This is a genomic window from Bradyrhizobium sp. 139 (assembly GCF_023074175.1).
Taxonomy (GTDB): Bacteria; Pseudomonadota; Alphaproteobacteria; order Rhizobiales; family Xanthobacteraceae; genus Bradyrhizobium.
The window spans coordinates 1-16,329 of the sequence record NZ_JADPKS010000053.1 but is presented as its reverse complement, the minus strand read 5'-3'; the positions used below and the strand labels follow the sequence as shown (position 1 = coordinate 16,329).

Here is a 16,329-nt window from a genome sequence, read left to right as displayed (position 1 = left end):
ATCGACGACGTCAACCGCCATCCGGTCATCCATACCTGGTCCTACAAACTTGCCGAGGCCGCCTGAATATGATTCGAATCAAGGAAACGATCGTCTAGTAAGGAGTTCCCCCCGATGGCCCCCCGCGCTAACTGGAAAGGCTTCCTGCGCCTTTCCCTCGTCACCTGTCCGGCAGCGCTCTATCCGGCCACGTCGGAATCCGAAAAGGTCTCGTTCAACCAGCTCAACCGGAAGACCGGCCACCGCATCAAATACGCCAAGGTGGATGCTGATACCGGCGAGGAGGTCGACAACGAGGACATCGTCAAGGGGTACAAGGTCGACACGGACACCTTCATCGAGGTGACGAAGGAGGAGCTCGAGAACGTGGCGCTGGAATCGACGCGAACCATCGAGATCGACGAGTTTGTCGACCGCAACGAGATCGATCCGAGATATCTGATCCGTCCCTACTACCTGGTGCCGGACGGCAAGGTCGGCCACGACGCCTTCGCCGTCGTCCGCGAAACGATCCGTGAGATGAACAAGGTCGCCATCGGACGGGTGGTGCTGACCAACCGTGAGCACATCATCGCGCTGGAGCCACTCGACAAGGGGCTGATGGGGACCCTGCTGCGCTATCCCTACGAAGTCCGCTCCGCAGGCGAGTATTTCGACGATATCCAGGACGTCAAAGTCACCAAAGACATGCTGGATCTCGCCAAGCACATCGTCAATCAGAAGGCAGGTCATTTCGAGCCGGACAAGTTCGCAGACCAGTATGAAACCGCCCTCATCGATCTCATCAACCAGAAGCGCGCCGGCAAACCCATCACCGCGAAGGCGCGCCCTCGAGGCGAGAACGTCGTCGACCTGATGGACGCGCTGCGTAAGAGCATTGGAAGAGCCGCGTCGGCCCCGACAGAGGCGCCGAAGAAGCCAGCGAAAAAGCCGCGTAAGGCGGCGGCCGGGCAGAAGGAAATGCTGATGCCGATTGCCGGCAAGAAGCCGGCGAAAGAGGCCGCGACGAAGAAGCCGGCGGCCAAACCGCAGCGAAAGTCGGCATAGGGAGTCGCCAGTGCTGCCGCGGAGGAACCAAGCGGCTTTGGGCCTGGTTGCTTCGATGCGACTACGGGAGGACTATTGCCATGGACATGAGGGAAACCTCTGCAATGACGGAAGCCTCGGGTCTCGTCGACGATCCGGCGGGTACCACCACGCCCGCATCCGGAGCGAGGCCGGGCGGCGAAACGGGAAGGAATCCTCAGTCGCCTCACTTCGATTCTCGGCAAGCCGCGAGGCGGTTGTCGGACCGGTTGCGCGAGGTGACCGTGAAAGCACCGTTGCAGTCGCTCTTCGTCGCGTTCCTGTTGGGTGTCTGGATGACTCTCCGGCGCTAGGAGCGTCGCGAACCGCGGCACAAGCCTGATGCCGAGGAAGCTCAAGACATTCCAGACTGCGCTGGGCTTCTACGATCTTGCGATCGCGGCGCCGTCGATGAAGGCGGCACTGGAGGCATGGGGCGCTGGCAGCAACCTCTTCCATCAGGGTGCTGCGAAGGAGACCGACGATCCAGAGGTGGTCGCCGCGACCATGTCGAAACCCGGCGTGGTGCTCAAACGCCCAGCGGGATCCAGCGGCCACTTCGCCGAGCACGCCGACTTGCCGACCGACCTGGGCGACGAAGGCGAAGCCGGGCGGAAGCAGAGCCGCCGTGCGGAGCCGAAAAGGCGACCGGCGCCCAAGATCAGCGAGAAGGACGCCAGCAAGGCCGCCGCGGATTTCGCGCGCGAGCAGAAGCGGCGCGATGCTGAGCGCCGCAAGGAAGAGGCGGCGAGGGAGAAGGAGCGCACCAAGCGCGAGAAGCTGGTCGCGAAAGCGCAGGCGGCATTGGACGAGGCGCAGCGAGAGCACGAAGAACGAGCCGAATCCCTCGATGCCGAACGGGCCGACATCGAGAAGCGGATGGAGGCCGAGGACGCTCGATGGGAGAGGGAAAACGATAAGCTGAAAGCAGCTTTGCGCCGGTCTCGGGAGTAACAGGCTGCGGCTCTCGGCAGCCAGTTCTGACGACCGCCGCAATGACCGGCTTGCTGCGGGCCGCGCGCTGCCGGTCATCAAGCCGATCAGGCGCCCGGAAAAGCCCAGATGTTCATGGTGGCTATGCCTTCGCGCAGCTTTTTGATCGGAACGTAGTCCGGCGAATTCCAGAATGCGTGGATCGCCTCCATGTCGGGAAACTCGAACATGACGACTGGTCGCTGGTCGTGTTCGCCTTCCAGGACCTCCACTTTAGCGCGTCTGGCCACAAGTCTCCCGCCAAAGCTGGCTATGAACGGCACGACGGCCTGCACGTACTGCTGATACTGCGCTTCGTCCTTGATGGTGTTTTGGACAATGAAATAGGCGGGCATAATCAACCTCTCAAGGCAATGATCCGAGGACGGAAGACAGTTCAGCCTAGCATGCCCCTTGAGACATGTCGCAGGACGGAGCATAGGCCGGCCCCGATCTTTCTGAGTGCGGCCGTTGGTTCCGATTTGTCTCGACTCCGGAACCGGAGAGGAATCTACTGACGTCATCACCGGCTCCGCCGTTGGCATCTTCCGGTGACCGAGAGACCAATTGCACTCCCGCCTCCTCTAACGGAGAAGCGTCGTGCAACGCCAACGGTCGAAACCACATTCATTCGAAGAACGGCTGGTCGCGGAGAAGACGCGCCTTGCCCACCAGGCGGAGGCTCTTCCGCCCGGTCCCGCCAAAGAGAAATTGCTTCAGAAGATCGACCAGATCGAAAAGGCCTCACGCATCGACAAGTGGCTATCTTCGCCCGGCTTGCGGTCGCCGCGGTGACATACAGATGAAGGACATCCGAGCGCACCTAGAAAAGCTGGAGGTTCAGATCGCCGATTGCGAAATGATCCGCGACTTGGCGACGGATCCGAAAAAGCGCGTGCTGTTCACCCGATTGGCAGGGCACTTCAGGCTTCTGGCCGCGGAGTTGAAAGGGGCACTGGCCGTCCAGAACGATGGCCTTCCGAGGCCACATGATTAAGAACCGCCTCTGGATGAGAAGGACGTCTAACAGTTCTCTCTCTCGTTCTTCGCCGCAGCCCGGTTGACGCTTTCGCGGATCAGCCGTTCCTCCGGAGCGAGCTCCATGACCGCCCGATGCAGCTCGGCTTCAATCGTGAGAAGGCTGTCGAGCGGCTTGTCCGCCCACTGCCAGAAGCGATCGAATGCATCCATCACAGGTCCTCCCGCAGGCCCCGGAAACGGGTGCCTGACCTTTCCCTCGGCCGACTTCGCGCGGTACTCGATCTCGGCCAGAAGCTTGGGTTCGACCCAGATGCCATTGTGGTTGATGCGCTTGGCATAGTGCTGAGTCTTTCGGATAAGGGGTTTAAGCCGCTTCTGCAGATCGGAAGCCGAGACCTTGTCGAAGCCGTGATCGACTTTGCCGGCGTAGACCAGATCGGCGCCCTTGCGCCGGCCGACATAGAGGCCGTTCCACTTCGTCCCATCGAGTGCGAAACCGGCAATGGTCAGCGTCTCCCGCTGCACGCAGGTCTTCTTGACCCAGTCGTTCGTGCGTCCTCTCGGATAGGCACTGTCCCGTACCTTCGAGACGACGCCTTCGAGACCGAGCTTGCAGGCGTGCGCAAACATCTCGCGACCGTCTATCTCGAAACTTTCGCTGAACTGAATGTCGGTGCCGTTCAGGATCTTCTTGAGTTCGGCCTTGCGCTGAAAGAGCGGCAGCTTCCGGATATCGCGGCCGTTCAGATAGAGCAGATCGAGCGCCACAAGCACGATGCTCTTCGACTTGCCCTTGAGCTCGTTCTGCAGGACCGAGAAGTCGGTCGTGCCGTCGGCGGTCGGCACGACGATCTCGCCGTCCACCACGGCCGAGGTCGCCTTGATCCGCCAGGCGTCATGGGCGACCTTCTTGAAGCGGTGCGTCCAATCGTGGCCGCGCCGGGTGAAGATCGTCGCCGCCTCGTTGGCTAGATGGACCTGAACACGGTAGCCGTCGAATTTGATCTCGTGAATCCAGCGGGCCCCTGACGGCACCTTGTCGATCGAGGATGCCAGGGCCGGCTCGACGAAGCCGGGCAGCGACGCCTTGAGACCGATCGCCTCGGGCTTTTTACGCTGAAACGCCACTGAAGAACTCCACGCTACAGCCGATTCAAATTGGCACAGTTCGAATCGTTCCGGAACCTCAGAATCCCATTCGCGTTGCTTGGATGTCATAACAGGAGGCACCCATGGCGGTAGCGAAGAAGACGAAGACGGCGCGCGGTCGAAAACAGGACCGGCGCGGGTGGCTGGCGGGCAGAACTACGAAGTGCAGTACGAGGCGAAGAAGACCAGAAAGTCAGCACCGGCGGTGAAAAAGGCCGTCAAAAAGGTCCGCAATGCGCGCAAGCGCGTGGAGAAAAAGCTGGGCCGCTGAAATGGGAAGGCCGGGCCCGCGTTGAGGCTCGCCACCAGCCCTTCTAGTCCGGGGGGCATTCCGGGCAGGTATCACCGATCGAGTTGAGCACGTCGCGAACCTCGGCCGCCGCCGCATCAGGGGAGACGCCTGCTGGCGGGTCTCCACGGGCGATATCAAAGGCCCGCTCCCGTGCGTGCGGATCGGCGCGATCTTGCATCCAACCGTGTTCGTCGCACTCGCGGATGGCGCCCGCTTCCTGGAGAACCTGGATCGCCCATCCGCGCAGCGTCCGTATCGCTGGCCTTCGTTCACGCGTCAGCAGCATTGAAATAGCTCCTGATACGACGAATCCTTTAAGTCCGTCATTCGTTCCCCCGTTTAGCGATGGGCTGGGATTCGCAATGACGAGCGAGCGAAGTTTGGCGTGCAATGCGAGACCACGAACTGCCCGTTTCTCGTATGGGCGCGTGCGGCTTCGCCGCACCGGGCTCTCGTGAACCGAACCGCTTTGCGTCTCGGCCGTCCGGCTTCGATCCCCTCGCGCAGAGACTGCGGAGCCCCTCGCCGGGGGCACTCGGGAAAGGGGCTCGCCTTCGGCGATCGCTATTACTGCCCCTGTGCCGGGTGCCGCTGTTAACCGGTCTCGTCGCTGCACTCGGACCCGCGTGCCCCTTCGGGTCGCTATGCTCACGCTCTCCGGGTGCCATTTCAGTGGGGCGATGCGCTATTGGCGCACGCCGGGTTTGGGCCTGCGGCCCAAGGCCACTTCCCCATGAAGAAATGGGACGTAAGGTGGGCCGCCTCGCAGATTTCGCATTCTCTCACGTGTGCGTATGCGGCGAGGGCCGAACCGGGCTCCCGTACGTCCCACGCAGTTGTTTCCCCGCGCAAGAGGCCGAGAGTAAGAGAACTGAATGGGTTTGCCGTGACGGGTTACAGGCTGCGAGAGAGGCTCGCGGCGCCCCGTCGCGGAGACCCGCGATGTCCAGACATTATCCTCGGGCGCGCACCGGTGAGGATCGGGCGAACCTTTATGACGAAATCACCAACAAGATCATCGGCGAACTTGAGGCCGGCCGAGTGCCATGGGTGCAGCCTTGGGGCCCCACCGCGAAGGCGTCTTTGGCAATGCCGAAAAGCGTCGCGACCGGCCGTCAATACAGCGGCATCAACGTTCTGATCCTCTGGGGAGCTGCCACCGAGCGAGCTTTCACAGGTCAGAGCTGGCTTACTTTCCGTCAGGCGCTGTCGCTCGGCGGTTACGTCCGCAAAGGCGAGCGTGGAACAACCGTGGTCTATGCCGATCGCTTCATACCGGCCGACGAAAAGCGTCGCGCGAGCGAAACGGGCGACGAAGCGCAGACCATACCATTCCTCAAGCGCTTCACGGTCTTTAATACTGATCAATGCGACGAACTGCCTTCGGAGATCATGACGACGGCGCCGCCTCCGCCGCCAGGCTTGATCGAGCCGCGTGTCGAAAAGCTCATCAGGGCGACCGGCATCAACTTCCGCATTGGCAGCAACCGCGCATTCTATGCGCCGGCAGAAGACTATGTGCAGGTGCCGCCGCCGCAAGCCTATTTTGAGCCGATCAACTGGCATCGAACCGCCTTGCATGAGCTGGCGCATGCCAGTGGCCATCAATCACGTCTCAACCGCGACTTGTCAGGCGCCTACGGTACCAAGAAGTATGCTTTTGAAGAGTTGATCGCGGAGATATCGGCTGCGTTCAGTTGCGCGTCGCTCGGTATCGTGCCGACGGTGCGACATGCCGATTACATCGGCTCCTGGCTTGAAGTGCTGCGTGAGGACAATCGCGCCATAGTGCGTGCTGCATCACGGGCCAGCAAGGTCGCGGATTATCTGCTTGGCTTTCTGCCGGAATCCGCTGTCGACATGACGACGGAGAGAGCGGAGCAGGAGGCCGCGTGAAGACCTCGCCAGCAGCTTCGGAAACGAGAGTGAGAGGGGAGATGCGGTTTCGCGACGGGTTGGAGGCCGAGAGAGAGGCTCCCGGCCGCCCGTCGTGGAGATCAGACATGACGAAGGCTGTCCAAAAGATCACGCTGTCGCCCTCGCGGGACATTCCGTTCAACAATCTCGAGCTCAGCCAGTCGAACGTCCGGCGCGTGAAAGCGGGCGTTTCGATCGAGCAGCTCGCGGAAAGCATCGCACAGCGTACGCTTCTGCAAAGTCTCAATGTGCGCGCGGTTGTAGATGCGGAAGGCAAAGAGACCGGCATGTTCGAGGTGCCGGCGGGTGGCCGGCGCTATCGCGCGCTGGAACTTCTCGTCAAGCAGAAGCGCATGGCGAAGACGCAGGCGGTTCCGTGCGTGGTGCGCGAGGGAGGCATTGCCGAAGACGATTCACTTGCGGAAAACGACGAACGGATAGGGCTTCATCCACTCGATCAGTTCCGAGCCTTCCAGACCTTGAGTGGCTCCGGCTTGTCCGAGGAGGAGATCGCGGCCCGGCACTTCGTGACGCCGGCCGTGGTGAAGCAACGCCTCCGGCTGGCGTCCGTGTCGCCAAAGCTGCACGACGTCTACGCCGAAGACGGCATGACCCTTGAGCAGCTCATGGCGTTTTCGGTCACGGCGGATCACACGCGGCAGGAACAGGTCTGGGAGAATGTCAGCCGCTCCGGCTACGATGAGCCATATCAGATCCGGCGGATGCTGACCGAAAATACCGTGCGGGCGTCCGATCGCCGCGTGCAGTTCATTGGGCTGGATGTTTACGAGCAGGCAGGTGGCGGCGTTCTCCGCGACCTGTTCGAGCACGATGATGGCGGCTGGCTTCAAGACGTCGCCCTGCTCGACCGTCTTGTCACGGAGAAGCTCAAAGCCGAGGCGGAAACAATTGGTGCGGAAGGATGGAAATGGATCTCAGTCGCCGTTGACTTCCCCTACGGACACACGACACGCCTGCGCGAGCTGGAAGGCCAGCCTGTCGATCTCACCTCCGAGGAGCAGGCCACCATCGACGCTCTCAACGCCGAGCAGGAGAAGCTCGAAACCGAATATCAGGATGCGGATGAGCTGCCCGAAGCGGTCGACCTGCGTCTCGGCGCGATCGAGGCGGCGCTGCTGGCGCTCGAAGACCGGCCGCAAACTTACGATCCGGCCGAGATTGCCCGGGCCGGCGTCTTCGTCAGCATCGATTCCGAAGGACGCCTTTGCGTCGATCGGGGCTATGTTCGGCCTGAGGATGAGGCGCCTGTGACCGATTCCAACGTCGATCAGGGCACCGATGCGTCATCGATTGAGGGGCGGGAGGCTGGTGCTTCCGTACAGCGCACGGCGATCTCGGTCGCCGGAGCATCGACCGAACCGGACGAGGATGATGAAGACCCGACAAGGCCCTTGCCGGATCGGCTCATCATCGAACTGACGGCGCACCGTACGCTGGCATTGCGGGATGCGCTGGCGGAAAATCCCGAGATCGCGTTCCAGGCGGTGCTGCACAACTTCGTGTTGACGGCCTTTTATCGGTTCGCGTCGTCCGGGAGCTGTCTTGAGATCGGGCTGCGCACGCCAACCTTTCCCGCTCAAGCTCCGGGGCTGAGGGAAAGCGTCCCGGCTAAGGCTGTCGAGGTGCGGCATGAGGCCTGGAAGGCACGATTGCCGAAGAGCGAGAACGATCTCTGGGATGCCCTGACGGCCCTCGATGGTGGTGCACAGGCATCGCTTTTCGCGCACTGTGCGTCCTTTGCGGTCAACGCCGTCCATGAGCCGGCCAATCGTTACAATCAGGGTCGCGTCTCAGCCCACGGCGTCCGCACGCGTCTCGACCAGGCCAACGTGCTGGCGCGCGCTGCCGAACTCGACATGGTGCGGGCCGGCTGGAGACCGACCGTCGACAATTATCTCGGCCGAGTCACCAAGCCTCGCATTCTGGAGGCGGTGCGGGAAGCCAAGGGCGAGTCGTCGGCACAACTGATCGACCACCTAAAGAAGGCCGACATGGCCAAGGAGGCCGAGCGTCTCCTGGATGGCTCGGGCTGGTTGCCGGAGCCGCTGCGTCTCGTCGATTCCAGCCCGTCTTCGGTGGAGCCGGAAGGTGAAGCGGGAGCACTGCCAGAATTCCTCGCTGATGAGGAGGATCCGGAGAACGCCAGCCACGAGGATCCGCAACAGCTCGACGCGGCTGAGTAGCATCGCCGACCGGGTGGCTCCAGCCGTCCGGCACTTGCTTGGGGACCGGTGTGCAGCGCCGGTCCCCATTTTTATTGGGAGACGGTTGAGAGGGAGAGTGGGGCCGGGAAGGGTTTGAATCGCCGCGGCTTGAGGAGAGCGCCGGGCGGTTCGACCCGTTCCTGCTCTCCGAAAGAAATCCCATGACCGAATCTCTCGCCGGCGGCGCCGCCGCTGCGCCGCTTTCGATGCGTGCCGCTGCAACTATCACCTCCGCTGCGGTCAGGGCTGCGCGACAGCTCTTGACCGATCTCGAACGAGGCCGGCGCATCGATGCCGCGGTCCTGCGTGGCGCCATGGGGGCTGCCTTCGGCGCCTCGGACGCGGCCGGTGCCTGGAATTGGAAGACCGCCTATGACACCTGCGAGGCGGCCACCGTTCTATTCCTTCGCAAGTTCGGTCCGGCCGTCCGGATCAAGGCTGGCTCAACGGCCGCGATGCTGCCGATGCTCGCGAGAGTCGCCAGTCTCCTGCCGACCCATACGCGGCGCTCCGAGGACAGCCAGGCGCTTCAACAATTCTCGACGCCGATCCCGTTGGGGCTGGCCGCATGTACCGCAGCCGCGATTACACCCGCCGACCGCGTTTTGGAGCCGTCCGCGGGGACCGGCTTGCTCGCCATCTTCGCCGAGCTCGCCGGCGGTGGCCTGATATTGAACGAGTTGGCCGAACCCCGGGCGGAGTTGCTCGATCACCTGTTCGCCGGCGTTGAGGTCACGCGGTTCGACGGCGCCCAGATCGATGATCACCTCGAAGCCGATCTCGCACCTAGCGTCGTCTTGATGAATCCGCCGTTCTCGGCGCTGGCGAATGTCGATCGGCGAATGGCGGACGCGGCGCTCCGGCACATTGCTTCGGCTTTGGCGCACCTTTGCGACGGTGGGCGTCTCGTCGCCATCACCGGCGCAAATTTCAGACCGGACAATCCGGCATGGCGAGATGCATTCGTTCGCCTTCAGGAACGTGGGCGAGTTGTTTTCTCTGCCACGGTCGACGGAGCCGTCTACGCGAAACACGGAACACGCATCGACACCCGGCTGCTTGTCATCGACAAGCAGCCCGCGGCGGACCCGAACGTTTTTCCGGCTCCGCTCGGCATGGCGGGCGATGTCGCTACCTTGCTCGACTGGGTGACCCAGCATGTGCCTCCGAGGTTGCCTGTTGCCGCCCCAGTCGTGATCAACGTCGCCAGACGCCCTCCGATATCACGATTCCTCGGCGTCTCTGCACCATGTCCGCCCTCTACTTCCGGCGGCGCCGCGCAAGAAGGCGTCGAACTTTCGTGCGAGACGGTTGAGTGGTTGCCGCCGGAAGGCGCCAGGCTTACCGATGCGCTTTATGAGGAATACGCTTTGCAGTCGATCCGTATTCCGGGCGCGCACGCGCATCCGACCAAGCTCGTGCAGTCGGCTGCAATGGCATCTGTCGCGCCGCCAAGGCCATCCTATCGGCTGCATCTGCCAGCCAGTCTGGTGGCGGATGGCATCCTGTCGGACGCCCAGCTTGAGAGCGTCATTTACGCCGGCGAGGCGCATTCCGAATTCCTCGCGGGCTCCTGGACGGTCGATGCAACTTTTGACGTTGTCGCGGCCGCGCGCGACGACGCAGAAGATGCTGTCCGCTTCCGTCGCGGCTGGTTCTTGGGCGATGGGACCGGAGCGGGCAAGGGGCGGCAAGTTGCTGGCATCCTGCTCGACAACTGGCTCAAGGGTCGCCGCCGGGCGGTCTGGATCAGTAAATCCGACAAGCTGATCGAGGACGCGCAGCGCGATTGGTCCGCGCTCGGCATGGAGCGGCTGCTCGTGACGCCGTTGTCTCGGTTTCGCCAGGGCACGCCGATCCGGCTCGCGGAAGGCATCCTATTTACCACCTACGCTACGCTGCGCACCGACGAACGCGGCGAAAAGCTTTCGCGCGTTCGGCAGATCGTCGAATGGTTGGGCTCCGAATTCGACGGAGTGATCGTCTTCGACGAAAGCCACGCGATGCAGAACGCGGCAGGCCAGAAGGGCGAGCGCGGCGATCAGGCGGCCTCTCAGCAGGGGCGTGCTGGCCTGAGGCTCCAGCATGCCTTGCCGAATGCCCGCGTCGTCTATGTCTCCGCAACTGGTGCCACGACGGTCCACAATCTCGCATATGCTCAGCGGTTGGGTTTGTGGGGAGGTACCGATTTTCCGTTTGCCACACGTGCCGAGTTCGTCGAAGCTCTCGAGGAGGGTGGCGTCGCGGCCATGGAAGTGCTTGCGCGCGACCTCAAAGCGCTCGGTCTCTACGCGGCCCGCTCGCTCTCTTACGAGGGCGTCGCGTACGAACTCGTCGAGCATCAGCTCACGCCGGAGCAGGTACGCATCTATGACGCCTATGCCGGCGCGTTCAGCGTCATCCATAACAATCTCGATGCGGCAATGCGGGCCGCGAACATCACCGGCGAGACCGGCACGCTGAACGGCCAGGCCAAATCGGCCGCGCGATCTGCTTTTGAGAGCGCCAAGCAGCGCTTCTTCGGCCACCTGCTGACCTCGATGAAGGCGCCATCGCTGATCCGCTCGATCGAACGCGATCTTGACGCCGGCCACGCCGCCGTCATCCAGATCGTCTCGACCGGTGAGGCACTCATGGAGCGCCGGTTGGCCGAGATCCCAACCGAGGAGTGGGGCGACGTCCAGGTCGATATCACCCCACGCGAGTATGTTCTCGACTATCTCGCCCATTCCTTTCCGGTTCAGCTCTACGAGCCCTTCACCGACCAGGAGGGCAATCTCTGCTCCCGGCCCGTCTATCGCGACGGTCAGCCGGTCGAGAGCCGGGACGCCGTCGCTCGCCGGGACTGTCTCATCGAAAAGCTCGCCTCGCTGCCGCCGGTCCCGGGTGCGCTGGATCAGGTGATCCAGCGCTTCGGCACCGAGGTGGTCGCGGAAGTCACCGGCCGCTCACGCCGCATCGTTCGCAAGGGCCAGCGGCTGCTCGTCGAAAACCGGGCCGGTTCGGCCAACCTCGCCGAGACCTCGGCATTCATGGACGGGGTCAAGCGGAGCCTCGTGTTCTCCGACGCGGGCGGCACGGGGAGGAGCTACCACGCCGAGCTGTCGGCGCGGAATCGCCGCCTGCGGGTCCACTATCTGCTCGAGCCTGGCTGGAAGGCGGACGCCGCGATCCAGGGGCTCGGCCGCACCAACCGGACCAACCAGGCGCAGCCGCCGCTGTTTCGTCCCATCGCGACGGACGTGAAGGCCGAAAAGCGCTTCCTCAGCACCATTGCCCGCCGGCTCGATACGTTGGGAGCGATCACGCGTGGCCAGCGCCAGACCGGAGGGCAGGGCCTGTTCCGGCCCGAAGACAATCTCGAAAGCCAGTATGGCCGCGACGCATTGCGCCAACTCTACACGCAGCTGGCGCGCGGCAAGGTCGAGGGCTGCTCGATCGAGCGATTTGAGGAAGTGACCGGCCTGAAGCTCACGGACACCAATGGGCTCAGGGATGATTTGCCGCCGATCACGACGTTCCTGAACAGGTTGCTGGCGCTCACAATCGAGCTCCAGAACATCCTGTTCACCGTCTTCGAGCAGCTATTGACCGCCCGGATCGAGGGTGCGGTTGCATCCGGTATCTACGACGTCGGGCTGGAAACGCTTCGTGCCGAGAGCTTCGTCGTCACGAACCGGCGAACCATCTATGTCCATCCCGGCACTGGCGCCGAAACCCGGCTGCTCACGATTACCCAGCGCCAACGCAATCATCCTATGAGCCTGGTTGATGCCCTCGCTCGTCTTTCGGATCCTCGCGCCGTCCTGCTGATCAATGAGCGCTCGGGACGGGCCGCGGTGCAGGTCCCAGCCCCGAGCTTCATGCTCGACGACCGCGAGATCGATCGGCGCGTGCGCCTGATCCGCCCCATGGAGCAGCACAGCGTCTCCCTCAAAATGATGGCGGAAAGCCATTGGGTCGATGCCGACTGTGATGGCTTCGCCGCAGCCTGGCTTGCGGAGCTCGCCGAGGTCCCCGAGTTCACGGAAACCACGATTCACGTCGTGGCCGGCTTGCTACTGCCAATCTGGAAGCGGCTGCCGAACGAGTCGACGCGGGTCTATCGGCTCCAGACCGATGCGGGCGAGCGCGTCATCGGCCGCAAGGTCTCCGCGACCTGGGTCGCGAACGTCCTTGCGGCTGACGTGCCGTCGCTGACGCCGGACGCCGCCTTTGCAGCGCTAATGGAGGGGCGGACCGTCCTCGAGCTCGCCGAGGGGCTCCAGCTTCGCCGTGCCCGAGTGATGGGCGCATATCGCATCGAACTGTCTGGGTGCAATGACACGATGCGCGACCGACTGCGGGCTTATGGTCTGTTTGGGGAGATCATCTCCTGGAAGCTGCGCATGTTCGTGCCGACGGATACGAGCGGCGTCGAGATACTTTCGAAGGTGCCCGACACCTATCGGGTTACGCGCATCAGTGAGCGGGAAGCCGCTTGATGTCGCGCGATGCTTCCGCCCTGGCACGCCGCCTCGCGCGCGAGGCCGAGGCCGTGTGCCGACACTATCTTTCCAATGGCAGACGGGCGGGGCGGTACTGGGTGGTCGGCGACGTCCACAACACGCCCGGCCGCTCGATGTTCGTGCGGCTCCAGGAATCGCCGAAGGGGCCTGCCGGCAAATGGACGGACGCTGCGACCGGCGAGCATGGCGACCTCCTCGACGTGATCCGCGAAAGCCTGGGATTGCGCGACTTCCGCGAGGTGAGCGCGGAGGCAAGACGCTTCTTGAAACTGCCTCGCGCTGAACCGGAACTCGTCGCAAGGCCCGTCGGTCCGGCAGCACCAACCGGATCGCAAGAGGCCGCCCGTCGGCTCTTTGCGATATCCAGCCCGATCGAGAGGACCGTGGTCGATGTTTATTTGCGGGGGCGCGGAATAGTCCATGTGCACCATGGTGGCAGCTTGCGGTTCCATCCACGCTGCTACTATCGGCCGGACGAGCACCTGCCGACCGAGACCTGGCCGGCGATGATCGCTTCTGTCACGGACCTCGATGGCAGGATCACCGGCGTACACCGTACTTGGCTCGACCCGGCCGGCTTTGATCGTGTTCGGCTGGGCAAGGCTCCGATCGATACGCCACGACGCGCGATGGGCGACCTTCTCGGCAATGCCGTTCGTTTCGGCGTGGTGGACGACGTGCTCGCGGCCGGCGAGGGCATCGAGACCATGCTGTCACTGCGTTACATGCTGCCGACGATGCCGATGGCCGCTGCGCTTTCAGCCAATCACCTCTCGGCCATGTTGCTGCCGTCTGGCTTGCGTCGGCTCTATATCGCTCGTGATGCCGATGCCGCCGGTGATACGGTGCTCGCTGTTCTGACCCAGCGCGCAGCGGACGCCGGCATTGAAGCGATCGCGTTGTCGCCGCGGCTGGGCGATTTCAACGAAGATCTGCACGTCTTCGGTCTTGACGGTCTCCGAGCAGCCTTGCGGATTCAACTCGTACCTGAGGATGTCGTCCGCTTCCCGCATTCGTCGACGGTGCCTGCGGAATAGGTCGCGACAGTTCGATCGACCGTGACAGGTCGGTCATGGGCAAGGCCAATACCGGAAGAGGACGCGACCTCGGCCTTCTAGAGGGCGATCGGACGGCAAGCGGCCCGGGCCGGCAATGGCTGCGTCCGGCTATTTTCCGCCGCGCGCCGGCAATTGAAAAACACATCTTATGTCTAGCCAGCGCGCTTTGCATCGCGAGGCAAAATAGCCGGCCTCCGCCATCCTCCGCTGCCGCTTCGGCCCTTCGGGTTCTGGCCTGTTCCGTCCGCCGTCTGAGTGATCGCCACGAAGGCCGCGAAGGGCGCGGCCAAACCCGGCAAAGGACCTCCCTCCATGACCGACCATGACGACGTCGAACCGCCGCACGCCTCTTCTCCGACCGACCACGTCCTCACAGAATTACAGCTCTACGGTTACCGTCCGTTCGACGACCAGCCTGATCCGAGACCGCTTCCCGAAGGCAAGATGATCTCCGGTGCCGTCGCCGATATCTTCGACGCCCTGGTTGCGACCCTGAACGACACGCGGCTCGAGCGGGACCTTGACGATCTGCTCTGGTCGACTGTCAACTTGTTCCATCGTGCCGTCGATCGCATCGAACGCCAGCTCGACGACAATGAGCAGGCGCAGCACAAGAGCCAGCGCGAGCAGAACGGCTCCGAAGTACGATCGGTCGAACTCGAGCGCCTGACGGCGGAAGGCATCACGCTGATCGAACGCCGCAACTGCCTGGAGCTCTTCCGGGACCAGGCCATCGAACGATTTGAGGTCCACACCGGCTCGTCCTGGCGCCCGCGGTCGGGATCACTGGTCAACCACCGTACGCTCACCGCAGCAATGATCGACTCCCGCGACTTCATCGCAGCGAAACGCCGCCGAGACCGAGGTCCTGGTGCCGCCTGGACCCAAGATCGCACTCACCGGCGGGCTCGATTTCAACGACCACCACCTCATCTGGGATCGCCTCGACAAGGTGCATGCCAAGCATCCCGACATGGTCCTGCTCCATGGCGGCTCGCCCAAGGGCGCCGAGCTGATCGCTTCGAAATGGGCAACCACCCGCAAGGTGCCTCAGGTCGCCTACAAGCCCGACTGGACGAAGTACGCCAAGGCGGCACCGTTCAAGCGCAACGACGCCATGCTCGAACTTCTGCCGATCGGCGTCATGCACTTCCCGGGGACTGGAATCCAGGACAATTTCGCGGACAAGGCGAAGCGGCTCGGCATCCCGGTCTGGAAGTTCGGCGGCGCGTGAGCGCCGCCTTGCTCGCCTCCAAGACAAGGTGGAGTTGCACGCCGCAACTCCGCCTCGTTTTGACATTACGTCCGAGGCCGCGCCGCGGTGGTGGTGGAAGGCGCGACTAGTACATCTATGCATTGGAGCCACCGCCATGCTCGCCCTTGGGCTTGTTCTCAACACACTCGGCATCGGGTTGTTCTGCTGGCTGATCTTTGCGCTGGCGGTCTATGCGCTGCCGTTTTTCGTCGCACTCAGTATCGGGATGTTGGCGTTTCATGGCGGCGCCGGCGTCGTCGGCGCGCTGCTTATCGGATTGGCCTCCGGCGCACTGACGCTCGCTGTCGCTCAGGTCGCCCTCGCGGTTTGTCGGTCCCGGACCTTGCGCATCGTGATCGCAGCCGCATTCGCCGTCCCTGCAGCTATCGCTGGCTATCATGTGGTGTTTGCCCTGTCGCAGATCGGGGTGCCTTCGCTGGCTTGGCGCGAGGCCTTCGCTTGCCTAGGTTCGGTCTGCATCGGCGGCACAGCATGGACGTGCTTGATCGTTTTAGCGGAGGCTCGCCCGTTGGAGTCGGCCGGGGTGGCGGAGAATATGCCTCGACCGGTGCTCACAGCAGCCACGCATGAGCGATGACGCTTCGTCGCTATCATCGGTCGAGCAAGATCGCACAGGGCGCCACGTTGAACGAGGGATCATCGAGCTTGGGGAGAGGTAACCGCGCTTTTCCTCGTTGCGCTTTGACCACCCCCCAATCTCCGCCTGGTCCACATTGCTGCGGTGGAGCGGCGCGCCGCGCTTAATCATTCCTTCCGGGACGATACCGCCCTTTGCGGCAGATTGTTGCTCTTTCTGCGCCGAACCGTACCAACCTCTTGTGCAGCTCAACCGAGATTCGCCAAGTCTTCTCCTTAAGATTGCGGTTCAGCACGCGGACGCACGCGC

General features: G+C 63.1%; 11 protein-coding genes and 3 pseudogenes. 10 read left to right on the top strand and 4 right to left on the bottom strand.

The window, feature by feature from the left end; translation table 11 throughout:
• Positions 1 to 114: 114 nt before the first annotated feature.
• Positions 115 to 1,047 (top strand): Ku protein, encoded by a 933-nt coding sequence (locus IVA80_RS14555; protein WP_247430890.1) that lies wholly within the window; start codon positions 115 to 117, stop codon positions 1,045 to 1,047.
• 360 nt (positions 1,048 to 1,407) lie between these two features.
• Complete coding sequence (locus tag IVA80_RS14550; RefSeq protein ID WP_247430888.1) at positions 1,408 to 2,019, top strand: cell envelope biogenesis protein TolA; 612 nt, start codon at positions 1,408 to 1,410, stop codon at positions 2,017 to 2,019.
• 86 nt (positions 2,020 to 2,105) lie between these two features.
• Here IVA80_RS14550 and IVA80_RS14545 read toward each other — a convergent pair whose 3' ends face one another.
• Complete coding sequence (locus IVA80_RS14545; protein WP_247430885.1) at positions 2,106 to 2,393, bottom strand: DUF1330 domain-containing protein; 288 nt, start codon at positions 2,391 to 2,393, stop codon at positions 2,106 to 2,108.
• 446 nt (positions 2,394 to 2,839) lie between these two features.
• On the opposite strand from IVA80_RS14545, the gene IVA80_RS14540 reads away from it, so the two are divergent.
• The gene (locus IVA80_RS14540) at positions 2,840 to 3,034 is read left to right on the top strand and encodes a hypothetical protein (RefSeq protein WP_247430882.1); all 195 of its coding nucleotides are present in this window, start codon (positions 2,840 to 2,842) and stop codon (positions 3,032 to 3,034) included.
• Positions 3,035 to 3,060: 26 nt separating this feature from the next.
• Here IVA80_RS14540 and IVA80_RS14535 read toward each other — a convergent pair whose 3' ends face one another.
• Both IVA80_RS14535 and ligD read right to left on the bottom strand, forming a co-directional pair.
• Positions 3,061 to 3,228, bottom strand: coding sequence for a hypothetical protein (locus IVA80_RS14535; RefSeq protein WP_247430879.1), 168 nt, complete (start codon positions 3,226 to 3,228; stop codon positions 3,061 to 3,063).
• Positions 3,228 to 4,146, bottom strand: a pseudogene (gene ligD, locus IVA80_RS14530) (non-homologous end-joining DNA ligase). The gene IVA80_RS14535 and the pseudogene ligD overlap by 1 nt, the downstream one beginning before the upstream one ends.
• A gap of 104 nt (positions 4,147 to 4,250) precedes the next feature.
• Between ligD and IVA80_RS14525 the strand changes: the two are divergent.
• Positions 4,251 to 4,438: pseudogene (locus IVA80_RS14525) on the top strand (DUF3606 domain-containing protein).
• Between the two features lie 43 nt (positions 4,439 to 4,481).
• Here IVA80_RS14525 and IVA80_RS14520 read toward each other — a convergent pair.
• Entirely contained in the window at positions 4,482 to 4,745 is a 264-nt protein-coding gene (locus IVA80_RS14520) for a hypothetical protein (RefSeq protein WP_247430876.1), read from the bottom strand.
• Between the two features lie 656 nt (positions 4,746 to 5,401).
• On the opposite strand from IVA80_RS14520, the gene IVA80_RS14515 reads away from it, so the two are divergent.
• The 6 genes and pseudogenes from IVA80_RS14515 (at position 5,402) to IVA80_RS14490 (ending at position 16,020) form a co-directional block, all read left to right on the top strand.
• On the top strand, positions 5,402 to 6,355 hold the full coding sequence (locus IVA80_RS14515; RefSeq protein ID WP_247430873.1) for a zincin-like metallopeptidase domain-containing protein: 954 nt from the start codon (positions 5,402 to 5,404) through the stop codon (positions 6,353 to 6,355).
• 107 nt (positions 6,356 to 6,462) lie between these two features.
• Positions 6,463 to 8,580 carry a ParB/RepB/Spo0J family partition protein gene (locus IVA80_RS14510; RefSeq protein WP_247430893.1) on the top strand — a complete coding sequence of 706 codons (2,118 nt, stop codon included), beginning with the start codon at positions 6,463 to 6,465 and terminating at the stop codon, positions 8,578 to 8,580.
• Positions 8,581 to 8,762: 182 nt separating this feature from the next.
• Complete coding sequence (locus IVA80_RS14505) at positions 8,763 to 13,085, top strand: bifunctional class I SAM-dependent methyltransferase/DEAD/DEAH box helicase (RefSeq protein ID WP_247430870.1); 4,323 nt, start codon at positions 8,763 to 8,765, stop codon at positions 13,083 to 13,085.
• The gene (locus IVA80_RS14500) at positions 13,085 to 14,146 is read left to right on the top strand and encodes a toprim domain-containing protein (RefSeq protein WP_247430867.1); all 1,062 of its coding nucleotides are present in this window, start codon (positions 13,085 to 13,087) and stop codon (positions 14,144 to 14,146) included. Before IVA80_RS14505 ends, IVA80_RS14500 begins: the two co-directional genes overlap by 1 nt.
• Before the next feature lie 333 nt (positions 14,147 to 14,479).
• A pseudogene (locus tag IVA80_RS14495) lies at positions 14,480 to 15,401 on the top strand (DUF2493 domain-containing protein).
• 136 nt (positions 15,402 to 15,537) lie between these two features.
• Positions 15,538 to 16,020, top strand: coding sequence for a hypothetical protein (locus tag IVA80_RS14490; protein ID WP_247430864.1), 483 nt, complete (start codon positions 15,538 to 15,540; stop codon positions 16,018 to 16,020).
• Positions 16,021 to 16,329 lie beyond the last annotated feature (309 nt).

Coding starts and splice junctions, on each gene's coding strand:
- IVA80_RS14500 (WP_247430867.1), top strand. CDS start 13,085: ATGTCGCGCGATGCTTCCGCCCTGGCACGCCGCCTCGCGCGCGAGGCC.
- IVA80_RS14535 (WP_247430879.1), bottom strand. CDS start 3,228: ATGGATGCATTCGATCGCTTCTGGCAGTGGGCGGACAAGCCGCTCGAC.
- IVA80_RS14505 (WP_247430870.1), top strand. CDS start 8,763: ATGACCGAATCTCTCGCCGGCGGCGCCGCCGCTGCGCCGCTTTCGATG.
- IVA80_RS14540 (WP_247430882.1), top strand. CDS start 2,840: ATGAAGGACATCCGAGCGCACCTAGAAAAGCTGGAGGTTCAGATCGCC.
- IVA80_RS14550 (WP_247430888.1), top strand. CDS start 1,408: ATGCCGAGGAAGCTCAAGACATTCCAGACTGCGCTGGGCTTCTACGAT.
- IVA80_RS14490 (WP_247430864.1), top strand. CDS start 15,538: ATGCTCGCCCTTGGGCTTGTTCTCAACACACTCGGCATCGGGTTGTTC.
- IVA80_RS14515 (WP_247430873.1), top strand. CDS start 5,402: ATGTCCAGACATTATCCTCGGGCGCGCACCGGTGAGGATCGGGCGAAC.
- IVA80_RS14555 (WP_247430890.1), top strand. CDS start 115: ATGGCCCCCCGCGCTAACTGGAAAGGCTTCCTGCGCCTTTCCCTCGTC.
- IVA80_RS14510 (WP_247430893.1), top strand. CDS start 6,463: ATGACGAAGGCTGTCCAAAAGATCACGCTGTCGCCCTCGCGGGACATT.
- IVA80_RS14520 (WP_247430876.1), bottom strand. CDS start 4,745: ATGCTGCTGACGCGTGAACGAAGGCCAGCGATACGGACGCTGCGCGGA.
- IVA80_RS14545 (WP_247430885.1), bottom strand. CDS start 2,393: ATGCCCGCCTATTTCATTGTCCAAAACACCATCAAGGACGAAGCGCAG.